Consider the following 14,083-nt stretch of genomic DNA (forward strand, 5'->3'; position numbering starts at 1 on the left):
AAGTGAAGAATGTCAATGGCTAACATTTTAAATAAAATATTCGATCCGAACAAAAAAGAACTAAAACGGTTAAACAAAATCGCGGATGAAGTGGATGCATTGGCTCCGCAAATGGAAAAATTGACGGATGAAGAACTCCGGAACAAAACGGATGAATTCAAAGAACGTTATCATAACGGCGAAAGTTTGGACGACTTGTTGCCTGAAGCTTTCGCTGTCTGCCGCGAAGCTTCCCGGAGAGTGCTCGGCATGTATCCATACCGTGTGCAAGTGATGGGGGCCGCCGTTCTTCATGACGGCAACATCGCCGAAATGAAAACCGGCGAAGGGAAAACATTGACTTCCACCATGGCCGTCTATTTGAATGCCCTTCCAGGCGAAGGCGTCCATGTCGTGACAGTCAATGAATATTTGGCCAAACGGGACGCCACTGAAATGGGCAAACTCTATGAATTTTTAGGTTTGACGGTCGGATTGAACTTAAACAGCTTGTCCAAAGAAGAAAAACGTCAGGCTTATGCAGCGGACATTACATACAGCACAAACAACGAGCTTGGATTCGACTATTTGCGCGACAACATGGTGCTTTATAAAGAAGATAAAGTGCAACGTCCGTTGAACTTTGCCATCATCGACGAAGTGGACTCCATTTTGATCGATGAAGCCAGAACGCCGTTGATCATTTCCGGCCAATCCGGACGTTCTCCAAAACTTTATGTTCAGGCGGATGCGTTCGTCCGTACATTGAAAGCGGATGAAGATTACACTTACGATGAAACGACGAAAGCCGTGACCCTTACGGAAAGCGGTATGACAAAAGCGGAAAAAGCGTTCGGCATCGACAACTTGTACGATTTGTCCCATGTGCGCCTGCTTCATGCCATCAACCAATCCTTGAAAGCCCACGTGGCGATGCACCGCGATGTGGACTATGTGGTGCAGGACGGGGAAGTTATCATCGTTGACAGCTTCACCGGCCGTTTGATGAAAGGACGCCGTTATTCCGACGGTCTCCATCAGGCCATCGAAGCGAAAGAACGCGTGGAAATCCAAAACGAATCCATGACGATGGCAACGATCACATTCCAAAACTACTTCCGCATGTATAAAAAATTGGCCGGCATGACCGGTACGGCAAAAACGGAAGAAGAGGAATTCCGAAATATTTACAATATGAATGTGGTGGTCATCCCGACAAACAAACCGGTCATCCGCATCGATAGACCGGACCTCATTTATGCGACGATGAAAGGAAAATTTGAAGCGGTTGTCGATGATATCGAACGCCGCCATAAAAAAGGACAGCCGGTGCTGGTCGGTACAGTGGCCATCGAAACATCCGAAATCATTTCGGAAATGTTGAAGAAACGGAAAATTCCGCATAACGTATTGAATGCGAAAAACCATGAACGGGAAGCGGAAATCATCGCACAGGCCGGACAAAAAGGCGCCGTAACGATTGCGACGAACATGGCCGGCCGCGGTACGGACATCAAGCTCGGCGAAGGGGTCAAAGAGCTTGGCGGCCTTGCGGTCATCGGTACGGAACGCCACGAATCCCGCCGCATCGACAACCAGTTGCGGGGACGTTCCGGACGCCAGGGGGATCCGGGCGAATCCCAATTCTACTTGTCCCTTGAAGATGAATTGATGCGCCGTTTCGGATCCGACAGCATGAAAGCCATGATGACGAAATTGGGCATGGACGATTCCCAGCCGATCCAATCCAAAATGGTATCGAAAGCGGTGGAATCTGCCCAAAAACGCGTGGAAGGCAACAACTTCGATGCCCGGAAACGCTTGTTGCAGTACGATGAAGTGTTGCGCCAACAACGCGAAGTGATTTACCGCGAACGGAACGCGGTGTTGGAAACGGAAAACATGCGCGAAGTCGTGGAAAACATGATCCGCGAATCCATCGAAAACATGGTGAATGCGCATACTGCAGGAAATAAAGAAGACTGGAACTTCAAGGCGATGGAAGATTACATCAAAGCCAACCTTCTCGATGAAGGCGAGATTACGGCCCAAGATCTTCAAGATAAATCGCCGGAAGAAATGATCGAGTTCATCTTCAATAAAACGATGGAACGCTATGATGAAAGGGAGCAGGAAATGACGCCGGAGCGCATGCGCGAGTTCGAAAAAGTCATCTTGCTCCGCTCCATCGATACGAAATGGATCGATCATATCGACGCAATGGACCAATTGCGCCAAGGAATCCATCTACGCGCATATGGACAAACAGACCCATTGCGCGAATATGAACAAGAAGGTTTCGCGATGTTCGAGGAAATGATTGCCGCCATCCGCGAAGATGTTACTCGATATGCCATGAAAGCCCAAATCCGCAGCAATCTGGAGCGGGAAGAAGTGGCGAAAGGACAGGCGGTGAATCCGAAAGAGGAAGGCGAAAAGCCGAAACGCCAGCCATTCCGCAAAAAACAAAACATCGGAAGAAACGACCCATGCCCTTGCGGCAGCGGCAAAAAATACAAAAACTGCCATGGTGCGGTATCGTAATATTTCTTGATTTCGCACCCTTTGCCCAAATACATTTCGATTATCCTAAACCGTCGTCATCTTTTGATGGCGCGGTTTTGTTCTGTCAAATCTAATTTAAGATGGAGGAAACTTTATGGAATTATCGGAAGTAAGAAACGCGTTGGAAACTACAGCCAAGAAATTGGCGGATTTCAGGGGGTCTCTTTGACTTAGAAAACAAAGAGGCGCGCATCCGGGAGCTGGAAGAGATCATGATGGCTCCCGATTTCTGGGACGATCAAAACAAAGCCCAGTCTGTCATCAATGAAGTCAATGGATTAAAAGCGATTGTCAATGAAATCAACGAATTGACTTCGACTCAGGAAAACTTGGAAATGACCCTTGAATTGTTGAAAGAAGAGCCGGACGAAGAACTTCAGGCCGAGCTTGCCAAGGAATTGAAAGAGTTTGAAGAAAGATTGGAAAATTTTGAGCTGCAGCTTCTATTAAGCGAACCTTACGATAAAAACAATGCCATTTTGGAGCTTCATCCCGGCGCGGGAGGCACCGAATCCCAGGACTGGGCTTCCATGCTTCTCCGCATGTATACGCGCTGGGCGGAAAAACACGGCTTCAAAGTGGAAACCCTTGATTATCTCCCGGGGGATGAAGCGGGCATCAAATCGGTGACTTTGCTCATCAAAGGGCATAACGCTTACGGCTACCTGAAGGCGGAAAAAGGGGTGCATCGCCTCGTGCGCATTTCGCCTTTCGATGCAAACGGCCGCCGTCATACATCTTTCGTGTCCTGCGAAGTGATGCCTGAATTCAATAATGAAATCGAAATCGAAATCCGTCCGGAAGATTTGAAAATCGACACATACCGTTCCACTGGCGCGGGCGGACAGCACGTCAACACGACGGATTCCGCGGTCCGCATCACCCACATCCCGACAGGCATTGTGGTTTCCTGCCAGGCGGAGCGTTCGCAAATCAAAAACCGCGAAAAAGCGATGAACATGCTGAAAGCGAAATTGTATCAATTGGAGATCGAAAAGCAGGAAGCGGAACTTGCGGCGCTTCGCGGAGAGCAAAAGGAAATCGGATGGGGCTCCCAAATCCGTTCTTACGTGTTCCATCCATACTCCATGGTAAAAGACCACCGGACAAATGTGGAAACCGGCAATGTGCAGGCGGTCATGGACGGAGACATCGACCAATTCATCAATGCGTATTTGCGCTCTCAAATCGCATCAAAAAATCAATAATGGTCGGGAAATTGAAAAGGGTGTCCGGAAAGTTTCAGGCTTTCCGGACGCTTTTTTTTTTAATAATAAATGGGCAAGTTTCGATTTTGCATCGTTGTTCCTGCGGCATCCGGAGAAGGTTCGGCTATCTCCGCCGCACTTCATCTGCGGGCATGCGACAGCCGAAAAGAAGCCGTCTCAGCACGATTTTTGGCCGTGCCCGCGCGCTTTGATGAAGCAGGCTGATGGAGGGGCCCGAAAAAACGCTAGCGGGCGGACCGGGGAAATGTTCAAATTTCCCGGTCCGCCCATTTATTCATTTTGGGGAAGGTTTTGAAGAGCATTGCATTTTTGTACAAAAATGTTCTATAATAAGAACAGAACATTTGTTCGTATCCTGATGCAATCTTTTAAGGAGGAATTGATATGGCGCATATTCCGATTGAAGCTGTCCCTCATTTGGAATCAGCCATTTATTTGCCGATGTTGATTACCATTTTGGAAAGAGATTGCAGGTTCATCGAACAGGGCCCTTTCAAGCTGAAAAGACCTTACCTTCATTTGATCGAAGAAGCCAAAAGGCTGGCCATGAGCGATTTGCAAGAAGCAAAATCCTATTTAAAAAGACGCTTCTTAAAAGTGGAAAGAGGGGGAAGCGATGATTTATTTACAGAGTATCGCTTTTATTATAAGCATGTCATGGAAGTCAGAAGATATTCCAACATCCGGTTGAGGAACCGGGTGGAAGAGTTGCTGAACCTCTACTTAACGAAAGCTTCCAATCCGTCACTCGAGGTCGTCGAGAAAACTTAACGTTCTTTGAATCTCTGCCCGTTCTTCAATGGCATGATTTAGCAGCAGCGTGGCGTTTCCAAATTGACTCATAAAGGAAAGGTAGTGGATTGGCAGATGAATGACATCATCATTTTTTAGAATGACAATCGTCTTCCCTTTGCTTTGTTGGATTTTGTGTATGGCGTGCTGCGAAATCCAAATGTTTTTCAGGGAATGAGGCGAGAAAACGGGAATCAAGCTGTAAAGCTGCTGGTAGGGAACAACGATTGGGACTTTCTTTCTGTTCCCCAAAAACCTTTTTGAAAAATCGATGGCCGCCTGGTAGGTCGAACCAAGCTTCCTGTATGTATCATCAACGATTTTGTACGGCTTTTTTTCAACGATGTAGACAGAAGATTTTTCGGAAACGCGCGAGCAAGTTTTGCCTTCATATTCAATAGGTTCAATTGTATAAGTTTTAGGCGAAATATAATATGACTTTACTTTTTTTACAGTTGTCATAAAATTCCACCTCTCCTATTCATTTGTTATAGTGTTTGTTGGTTTGTAAATTCCATATTATTCTATTATTTTAATTTTTTGTAAGTTTAATAGTTACATTTTCATAATACTTACAAACCATCATCGTGTCAACAGGGAAATAGAAAAAAATTAAATAAAAGAGAAATATTGTTAAATTAAAGACAAAATAAAGGATTTTATCTGAACGGAACAGGCAGGGGAACTTTTTAAACCTCTAGGATAAATAGAATAAGAAGGGATACCCAATATATACATTAATTATTAAAAAATGGGAATTATATAGTTTTATTTTCATAATACTGAGTAGGGATGGGAAAATCAACGCAAAATTCTGAAAATATTGAATTAAAAAAAAGGGTGCCGGATCTTTTCGGGAATGCACAGCAAATTCAATGATCCCGATCGTGGAATAGGATTTCGGAAGAAAGTTTAATTCTGCACATATATGAAAATTTACACATAAGGAAAAAGAAAAAAAGGAAGCAGAAATGCCCAAAATTATACTGCAAGAATTTTATTTTTCTAAAAATATTGAAAATTCACTCACGATTTTTTATAATAGAAAAAAGGAATCGGGGTGATGTCGATGGATAAAAACAATTATTACGCAAACTTTTCAAGTGCCGCAGGGTCAAACCCGGAAATCAACGACTCGGAGAAATTGCTCAATGAAATCTACGTGGATCTGTTCTTGAATCGTTTGCAAAGATTGCACCGGATTGAGCAGCTGAAAGAATTCATCGATCAAGCATTGGACGAAAGAGATGAGGAAGCATTCCACAAATACGCCAAGGAATTAAAAGAGTTGCAGGAATCGTTAAATTGAGCCACGTCCCATTCAAAAAGGCCGCCTTTCGCACACGCTTTATAATACAAGCTGTGCAAGGGTGGCCTTTTGTTGCTTTTCCGGAACCTGTTTTCAGAATGTACGTTCGCAAAATAAATGATATTTGGCAGGGGTTATGCTAAAATATTCATACGATATATTGGGAAAGGACGAGTGAATGATGGCTGATGCATTTGAATTGCATGCTCCCTATGAACCGAGCGGCGATCAGCCGCAAGCGATTGCCAAGCTTGTACAGGGCATCAAGGAAGGAAAGAAACACCAGACGCTGCTCGGGGCGACGGGTACCGGAAAAACGTTCACCATTTCGAACGTCATTAAAGAAGTCAATAAACCGACGCTGGTCATTGCCCACAATAAAACCCTCGCCGGCCAATTATACAGCGAATTCAAACAATTTTTTCCAAACAATGCGGTAGAATATTTTGTCAGCTACTACGACTATTACCAGCCGGAAGCGTATGTGCCGCAATCGGATACATACATTGAAAAGGATGCCAGCATCAACGACGAAATTGATAAATTGCGCCACTCCGCCACCAGCGCGCTGTTTGAAAGAAGGGATGTCATCATTGTGGCATCCGTTTCCTGCATCTACGGCCTGGGGGATCCGGATGAATACCGCGAGATGGTCGTATCGGTCCGAAAAGGCATGGAAATCGAACGGAACCAATTGCTCCGCCGCTTAGTGGACATCCAATATGAACGGAATGATGTGAACTTCCAGCGGGGAACGTTCCGAGTGCGCGGCGATGTGGTAGAAATTTTCCCTGCTTCCCGGGATGAACATTGCATACGCGTTGAATTTTTCGGGGATGAAGTGGACCGCATTCGGGAAGTAGATGCATTGACTGGAGAAATCATTGGTGATCGAAATCATGTGGCCATTTATCCAGCTTCCCACTTCGTTACAAGAGAAGACAAAATGAAAAAAGCCATTGAAAATATCGAGAAAGAACTGGAAGAGCAGCTTGAAAAATTTCGGGCAGAAGGAAAGCTTTTGGAAGCGCAGCGGTTGGAACAGCGCACAAAGTACGACTTGGAAATGATGAGGGAAATGGGCTATTGCTCTGGCATCGAAAACTATTCCCGCCACTTGACATTGCGCGAACCGGGAGCGACTCCATATACGTTGCTCGACTATTTCCCTGATGATTTTCTGATCGTTGTGGATGAAAGCCACGTCACGCTGCCTCAGATCCGGGGCATGTACAACGGCGACCGTTCCCGGAAACAGGTGCTGGTCGATTACGGATTCCGCCTGCCTTCCGCATTAGATAACCGCCCGTTGACTTTTGAAGAGTTTGAAAAGCACATCAACCAGATCATTTATGTATCCGCCACTCCGGGTCCCTATGAGAAAGAACATTGCGACGAGATGGTTGAACAAATCATCCGTCCGACGGGGCTTCTCGATCCGACCATCGATGTCCGCCCAAGCGAGGGGCAAATTGATGATTTGGTGGATGAAATCCAAAAACGGGCGAAAAAAGATGAACGGGTGCTCGTCACGACGCTGACGAAAAAGATGGCGGAAGACTTGACCGATTATTTGAAAGAAATCGGCATCAAAGTCGCCTATCTCCACTCGGAAATCAAAACCCTTGAGCGGATTGAAATCATCCGCGAGTTAAGAAAAGGAACGTTCGACGTGCTCGTCGGCATCAATTTGCTGCGGGAAGGATTGGATATTCCGGAAGTATCATTGATTGCCATCCTCGATGCGGATAAAGAAGGATTCCTGCGTTCGGAAACTTCCTTGATCCAAACGATTGGACGGGCGGCGCGGAATGCCAACGGCCACGTCATCATGTATGCGGACACGGTTACCGAATCGATGAGAAGGGCGATAGAGGAAACGAAGCGCCGCCGCTCCATCCAGGAAGCCTATAATAAGGAACATGGCATCGTGCCGAAAACGATCCGGAAAGAAATTCCTGAACTGATTCGCGCCACTCATGTAGCGGAAGAGGAAGAGAAATATATTACAAAAATCACGAAAGGCAAGAAATTGACAAAATCCGAATTGGAAAAATTAATAGAGTCCCTCGAAAAGGAAATGAAGGAAGCAGCGAAGGCGCTCGATTTCGAACGGGCCGCCGAATTGCGTGACACCATCTTTGAATTGAAAGCCGAAATGTAATGGAGGAATTTATCCTCAGAAATTTCGCCATGTTTGAATGGCAAATAGAAAGGTGACGAATGTGGAAAATAAACAAATTGTCGTGCGGGGCGCACGTTCCCATAACTTAAAAAACATTGATGTGACGATTCCACGGGACAAGCTCGTCGTGTTGACGGGCCTTTCCGGTTCCGGGAAATCTTCCTTGGCGTTCGATACGATTTATGCCGAGGGTCAGCGGAGATATGTGGAATCTTTATCCAGTTATGCCCGCCAATTTTTGGGGCAAATGGACAAGCCGGATGTGGATTCCATCGAAGGGCTGTCCCCGGCGATTTCCATCGACCAAAAAACGACGAGCCGAAACCCCCGTTCAACGGTCGGCACCGTGACGGAGATCTACGATTATTTGCGCCTGTTGTTTGCCCGCATCGGAAAGCCGGTCTGCCCGACCCACGGGATCGAAATCACTTCCCAGACGATCGAGCAGATGGTCGACCGCATCCTGGAGTATCCGGAACGGACGAGGGTGCAGCTATTGGCGCCGGTGATTTCCGGGAAAAAGGGGACGCATGCGAAGCTTCTGGAAGATTTGAAAAAACAGGGCTATGTCCGCGTCCGCGTCGATGGGGAACTGCGTGATTTGGATGACAACATTGAACTGGATAAAAATAAAAAGCACAATATCGAAGTGGTGGTGGACCGGATTGTCATCAAAGAGGGGATTGAAGCGCGGTTGAGCGACTCCCTTGAAACGGCGCTGAAACTGGCAGATGGCCGGGCGATCGTCGATGTGATGGGGCATGAGGAACTGCTGTTCAGCGAGCATCATGCCTGCCCGATCTGCGGTTTTTCCATCGGGGAGCTGGAGCCGCGCATGTTCTCCTTCAACAGTCCTTTCGGGGCATGTCCGGAATGCGACGGGCTCGGTTCCAAATTGAAAGTGGACATCGATCTGGTCATACCGGATTGGAGCAAAACCCTTGAAGAACATGCCATCGCTCCCTGGGAACCGACAAGCTCCCAATACTACCCGCAGCTCTTGAAAGCGGTGTGCAGCCATTACAACATTCCGATGGATGTGCCGGTTTCCGAATTGACGAAGGAACAGCTCGACATCATTTTATATGGTTCCAATGGAGAAAAAATTCACTTTTATTATGAAAGCGAGTTTGGCAGCGTCCACGACAAAGAAATCGTTTTTGAAGGAGTCGTCCACAACATTGAACGGCGCTACCGGGAAACGACTTCCGATTGGGTCCGTGAAACGATGGAGAAATTCATGACGGAGCAGAAATGTCCGACCTGCAAAGGCAAACGGTTGAAGCCGGAGAGCCTTGCCGTGAAAATTGACGGCAAGAATATCGCGGAAATCACGGATTTATCCGTGGAGGAGTTGTACGAGTACGTCTTCCAACTGCGGCTATCCGAAAAGGACATGCAGATTGCGCGCCTGATTTTGAAGGAAATCCGGGACCGTCTGGAATTTTTATTGAATGTGGGACTGGAATATTTGACGTTGAGCCGGACAGCCGGCACGCTATCCGGCGGGGAGGCGCAGCGGATCCGGCTGGCGACGCAAATCGGCTCCCGTTTAACGGGGGTATTGTATGTGCTGGATGAACCGTCCATCGGATTGCATCAGCGGGACAATGATAAACTGATTCATACGCTGCAACAAATGCGGGATCTCGGCAATACATTGCTTGTGGTCGAACACGATGAAGATACGATGCTTGCGGCGGATTATTTGATTGATGTGGGTCCTGGCGCCGGTTCCCGAGGAGGGGAGATTGTCGCCGCCGGAACGCCGGAAGAAGTGATGAAAAATGAAAAATCCATCACCGGGCAATATTTGAGCGGCAAGAAATTCATTCCGCTGCCCCGCGAGCGGAGAAAACCGGACGGCCGCAAGATTACGATCAAAGGGGCCGCCGAGAACAACTTGAAAAAAATCAATGTGGATATTCCGCTGGGGATGTTCGTGGCGGTGACCGGCGTTTCCGGTTCGGGAAAATCTACATTGGTGAACGAAATTCTGTATAAGAGACTGGCCCAGGAATTGAACCGGGCTAGAACGAAACCGGGAAAACATAAAGAAATTCTAGGCCTCGAACATTTGGATAAGGTGATCGATATCGACCAGTCGCCGATCGGCCGCACGCCTCGTTCCAATCCGGCCACTTATACGGGCGTGTTTGACGATATCCGGGAAGTGTTTGCTTCCACCAACGAGGCGAAAGTGCGCGGCTATAAAAAAGGACGCTTCAGCTTCAACATCAAAGGCGGCCGCTGCGAAGCCTGCTCCGGCGACGGCATCATCAAAATCGAGATGCACTTTTTGCCGGATGTGTACGTGCCTTGCGAAGTCTGCCATGGCAAGCGCTACAACCGCGAAACGCTGGAAGTGAAATATAAAGGCAAAAATATTGCGGATGTATTGGACATGACCATCGAAGAAGCGGCAGAGTTTTTCGAAAACATTCCGAAAATCCACCGGAAGCTGCAAACGCTGGTGGATGTCGGCCTCGGTTACATGAAATTGGGCCAGCCCGCGACAACCTTGTCCGGCGGGGAAGCGCAGCGGGTGAAATTGGCTTCGGAACTGCACCGCCGTTCAACCGGTAAATCATTCTATATTTTGGATGAACCGACGACGGGTCTCCACACGGATGACATCGCAAGGCTGCTCAAAGTATTGCAGCGTCTTGTGGATAACGGCGATACGGTGCTTGTGATCGAGCATAATTTGGATGTCATTAAGACCGTCGATTACATCATCGATTTGGGTCCGGAAGGCGGGGACAAAGGAGGAACCATCGTTGCGACAGGCACGCCGGAAGAGGTGGCCGAAAACCCGAACTCCTATACCGGCCGATATCTGAAGCCGATTTTGGAACGCGACCGCAAGCGCATGGAACAATTGTTGGCGCAGGCATCGGAAAAATGATGATATCGGAATGATGTTGGGCTGCATGGTTTTAGTCCGGAAAAAAGCGAATGGAGAAAATATGCTCCATTCGCTTTTTTATTTGGAATGACTTTGCGAAAGTGAAGGTAGGATCCCGGGCTCGGCCGGATACAAGGTCACTTGGGCACAAACGAAATCATCATGGGCAGATAAGCTTCCAACTTGGACGTATACGAAGTCATCATGGGCGGATAAGAGTTCATCTTGGGCATAAACGGGTCCGCCTTGGGCAGATGAGATTTCAGCTTGGGCACAAAGGAAGTCAACTTGGGCAGATAAGGTTATGGCTTGGGCGGATAAGGTATCGCTTTGGGCAGATGGTAATCTGCCTTGGTCGGATACGAAATCCTCTTGGGCAGATAAGCTTCCATCTTGGGCACATACGAAGACAACTCGGGCAGATAAGGTAATGGCTTGGGCACAAACGAAATCATCATGGGCGGATAAGAGTTCATCTTGGACATAAACGGGCTCGCCTTGGGCACAAGAGATTCCCGCTTGGGGGGAGAAGTGAAACTCGGCAAATACGTGTCCCCTGAAGCAAATCGAGTCCCCAGAAAATCTGGCATGGTCCAATTATATAAAATTGGCACTTTTATAGATACCACGTTTCTGATATTGTAGTGATTAAATTTGATGACTTAAAGGGGATGAGATGATGCAAAATACAAATCCATTGACAAAGCAGCGTTCCAGGACGGTTGATTTAACCATCCAGTCCATTTTGATTGCTCTTGTGTTCCTTTCGACACTATTTATCAATATTAAATTGCCGATTGCATCCAATGGCGGTTTGGTGCATTTGGGAACAGCCATGCTTTTTATCGCTTCCATTTTGTTCGGGCCGAAAAAAGGGGCCATTGCCGGAGCAGCGGGAATGGGATTGTTCGATCTTGTCGGGGGTTGGCTTGTTTGGGCTCCCATCACGATTATATCCAGAGCTTTACAAGGATATATTGTCGGGAAAATTGCCTGGTCCAATGGAAGCCGTGGCGAGAGCTTTGTGAAAAACTTGATGGCAACCATCGTCTCCATTCCTGTGATGGTCGGAGTGTATTACATCGGCGAAGCCATCATGTTTTCAAGCTGGATTATGCCGCTTGCATCCATCCCGGGAGACCTTGTGCAAAATGCCGTTGGAATCATAATTGCCATCCCGGTATGCGTTGTATTGAAAAAAATTCCTTATGTCGCTTCATTCGCAAAATAACATCATATAGATAAAAGTGTTCCGGAATCGGCGGCTACATTCATTAACAATCGCAACCTGTCCGCCTTTCCGGATTTTTTGTATACAAAAAGTGAAAATCTTCGCAATTTCAATGAATTTGGAAACTTTTTTGGGAATTCTAACGTATATGATGGTATAGAATTCTCAGGGAGGCGTTGAATATGGATCAAGAACGTAAACGAATCATGAAGCTGGTGGAAGACGGTGTCATTACCGCGGAAGAAGCGCTTACGTTGCTGGAAGCGTTAAACAAAAAGCAACAATCCACTTCCACTGAAACCCAGTCCAATGCGGTTCCGTTGCCGCCAACAAACAAAGAGTCCCACCATCAGGAGCAGCAGGCTGGTTCGAAAAAAACATCGGGCTTTGACGATCTTTTTGGGAAAAACTTTAACAGCAAAGAATTCAACAAAAAAATGGACGAGTTTGTGAATGAAGTGAAAGAAGATTTGACGGAACTATCAAGCCGCATGATGGGCGTCCTCGGCACGGCCTTTAAAAAGCTGAAAGAACTTGATCTTGATTTCCCTCTCGGCAATGCCAAAGTCGAATTTGAAAAGCAATATTCCTTCAAAGGCGATGAAGTGAGAGCCATTCAAATCGAAATTCCTAACGGGAAAGTGGAAGCGGTGCGCGCTGACGCGGATGAGTTGAAAGTGTCGGCGAAGGTCAAAACATTCAGCATCGACAATGATGAAGAAAAAACGATTTCGGAATTTGAGCGCGAGTTTGTAAAATTTTCTGACGGCAAGTTGGAATTAAAATCCCCTTCCAAATTGACGCAGGTGAACGTGCAGCTTGCCATTCCTGAAAAGCAATATGATATTGTGCTGGTCAAAATGTTGAACGGCGGCGTTTCCATCGACGGATTGAATTCCAAACTCGTCAAACTCCGCACTTACAACGGCCCAATCAAATACACGTCGGGGCAATTTGAAAATGCCGATGTGGAATCCGGCAACGGTCCGGTTGAAGTAGTGCGCGTAAAAGGCGAAGATTTGGAAGTTCAGACAGTGAATGGCCGGATTTATGTGGAAGGGGAGCTCAGGGAAGTGGAAGCGGAATCCGCGAATGGCGCCGTCATTGTCACAACCCATGATCACAATGCACGCAAAGTGAAGGCCCAAACGGTTGCCGGAACGGTGGAGCTCTATGTGCCAAAAACGGTTTCCATCAACGGTACGGCTTCAACCAATGTCGGAAGAGTCGACCTTGGATTGCAGGATGTTTCCACACGGACTCTTGAAGATCAATTCTTTGCAAAAACCGTCCAATTTGACAAAATCGTTGAAAACGCCCCTGTATTAAAACTGATCGGCGAATCCCGTACAGGAAGCATCATTATCCGATATACGACGTTGGGCGGGGAATCCTGATATTTTCAGGGTTCCTTCCTTATTTATTATTTAGTGCGCCAGTTCAATCAGCCGCCATATAGATTCATTGTGGTTTTTAATCTTGCAGATGACATGGAAATTTGAGAGGGCACGAGCAATTTCATACAAAACCATTGCAATCGGATTAAAAAAGCCTGGCTCTTCGCCAGGTTTTTTTATATGTATAAACAGGGTGTATTGAATATGTATCGATATGTAACCGTAATGGTCACGATGTAGTCGTATTCTTTTGTGCGCGGAATATCAGAAGAAGCATTGTCCGATGCTTTGCGGGAAAATCGCAGAAATTTATTAAAACCTTAAAGCGGAAGCCGATAAAAAAGATAAAAGCTGACCGCCCAATTGATGAAAAGGAATCAATGATGATGGAATTATTTTCATAAAAAAAGGTATAAATTACACAGAAATAAACCATTCAATTGGAAATATGGATAAATTTTGCATACCGATGAAAAGAAACTGTAAAA

General features: G+C 46.7%; 10 protein-coding genes. 8 read left to right on the top strand and 2 right to left on the bottom strand.

Features of this window, described 5'->3' with window-relative positions; translation table 11 throughout:
• Nucleotides 1-15 precede the first annotated feature (15 nt).
• From secA to NST62_RS02450, 3 genes are all read left to right on the top strand, one after another.
• Nucleotides 16-2,523, top strand: coding sequence for a preprotein translocase subunit SecA (gene secA / locus NST62_RS02440; protein ID WP_342463275.1), 2,508 nt, complete (start codon nt 16-18; stop codon nt 2,521-2,523).
• Nucleotides 2,524-2,638: 115 nt separating this feature from the next.
• A protein-coding gene (gene prfB / locus NST62_RS02445; protein ID WP_141601719.1) for a peptide chain release factor 2 occupies nt 2,639-3,752 on the top strand; the annotation gives its coding sequence in 2 pieces (ribosomal slippage) (nt 2,639-2,710 and nt 2,712-3,752; 1,113 coding nt in all).
• 405 nt (nt 3,753-4,157) lie between these two features.
• A complete protein-coding gene (locus NST62_RS02450) occupies nt 4,158-4,544 on the top strand; it encodes a hypothetical protein (RefSeq protein ID WP_141601718.1) in 387 nt (128 codons plus the stop codon).
• Here the strand turns inward: NST62_RS02450 and NST62_RS02455 are convergent.
• The gene (locus NST62_RS02455) at nt 4,518-5,027 is read right to left on the bottom strand and encodes a competence protein ComK (protein ID WP_141601717.1); all 510 of its coding nucleotides are present in this window, start codon (nt 5,025-5,027) and stop codon (nt 4,518-4,520) included. The genes NST62_RS02450 and NST62_RS02455 overlap by 27 nt on opposite strands.
• Nucleotides 5,028-5,634: 607 nt before the next feature.
• Here NST62_RS02455 and NST62_RS02460 point away from each other — a divergent pair.
• The 3 genes from NST62_RS02460 to uvrA all read left to right on the top strand — a co-directional run bounded on the left by NST62_RS02460 (nt 5,635) and on the right by uvrA (nt 10,967).
• Entirely contained in the window at nt 5,635-5,874 is a 240-nt protein-coding gene (locus NST62_RS02460) for an IDEAL domain-containing protein (protein ID WP_342463110.1), read from the top strand.
• 181 nt (nt 5,875-6,055) lie between these two features.
• Nucleotides 6,056-8,038 carry an excinuclease ABC subunit UvrB gene (gene uvrB, locus NST62_RS02465; protein WP_141601715.1) on the top strand — a complete coding sequence of 661 codons (1,983 nt, stop codon included), beginning with the start codon at nt 6,056-6,058 and terminating at the stop codon, nt 8,036-8,038.
• 61 nt (nt 8,039-8,099) lie between these two features.
• Complete coding sequence (gene uvrA / locus NST62_RS02470) at nt 8,100-10,967, top strand: excinuclease ABC subunit UvrA (RefSeq protein WP_141601714.1); 2,868 nt, start codon at nt 8,100-8,102, stop codon at nt 10,965-10,967.
• A 78-nt stretch (nt 10,968-11,045) separates the two neighbouring features.
• Here the strand turns inward: uvrA and NST62_RS02475 are convergent, their stop codons facing one another.
• Nucleotides 11,046-11,564 carry a hypothetical protein gene (locus tag NST62_RS02475; RefSeq protein ID WP_328219901.1) on the bottom strand — a complete coding sequence of 173 codons (519 nt, stop codon included), beginning with the start codon at nt 11,562-11,564 and terminating at the stop codon, nt 11,046-11,048.
• Between the two features lie 82 nt (nt 11,565-11,646).
• Between NST62_RS02475 and NST62_RS02480 the strand changes: the two genes are divergently transcribed.
• Both NST62_RS02480 and NST62_RS02485 read left to right on the top strand, forming a co-directional pair.
• Nucleotides 11,647-12,198, top strand: a complete 552-nt coding sequence (locus NST62_RS02480; RefSeq protein ID WP_141601713.1) for an ECF transporter S component — start codon at nt 11,647-11,649, stop codon at nt 12,196-12,198.
• Nucleotides 12,199-12,380: 182 nt separating this feature from the next.
• Complete coding sequence (locus NST62_RS02485) at nt 12,381-13,595, top strand: DUF4097 family beta strand repeat-containing protein (protein WP_141601712.1); 1,215 nt, start codon at nt 12,381-12,383, stop codon at nt 13,593-13,595.
• Nucleotides 13,596-14,083: the final 488 nt, after the last annotated feature.

This window comes from Ureibacillus sp. FSL K6-8385 (assembly GCF_038593155.1).
Taxonomy (GTDB): Bacteria; Bacillota; Bacilli; order Bacillales_A; family Planococcaceae; genus Ureibacillus; species Ureibacillus terrenus.

Excerpts from the sequence above, each read along its gene's own strand:
- secA (WP_342463275.1), top strand. The coding sequence starts at position 16 with ATGGCTAACATTTTAAATAAAATATTCGATCCGAACAAAAAAGAACTA.
- NST62_RS02450 (WP_141601718.1), top strand. The coding sequence starts at position 4,158 with ATGGCGCATATTCCGATTGAAGCTGTCCCTCATTTGGAATCAGCCATT.
- NST62_RS02455 (WP_141601717.1), bottom strand. The coding sequence starts at position 5,027 with ATGACAACTGTAAAAAAAGTAAAGTCATATTATATTTCGCCTAAAACT.
- NST62_RS02460 (WP_342463110.1), top strand. The coding sequence starts at position 5,635 with ATGGATAAAAACAATTATTACGCAAACTTTTCAAGTGCCGCAGGGTCA.
- uvrB (WP_141601715.1), top strand. The coding sequence starts at position 6,056 with ATGGCTGATGCATTTGAATTGCATGCTCCCTATGAACCGAGCGGCGAT.
- NST62_RS02480 (WP_141601713.1), top strand. The coding sequence starts at position 11,647 with ATGCAAAATACAAATCCATTGACAAAGCAGCGTTCCAGGACGGTTGAT.
- NST62_RS02485 (WP_141601712.1), top strand. The coding sequence starts at position 12,381 with ATGGATCAAGAACGTAAACGAATCATGAAGCTGGTGGAAGACGGTGTC.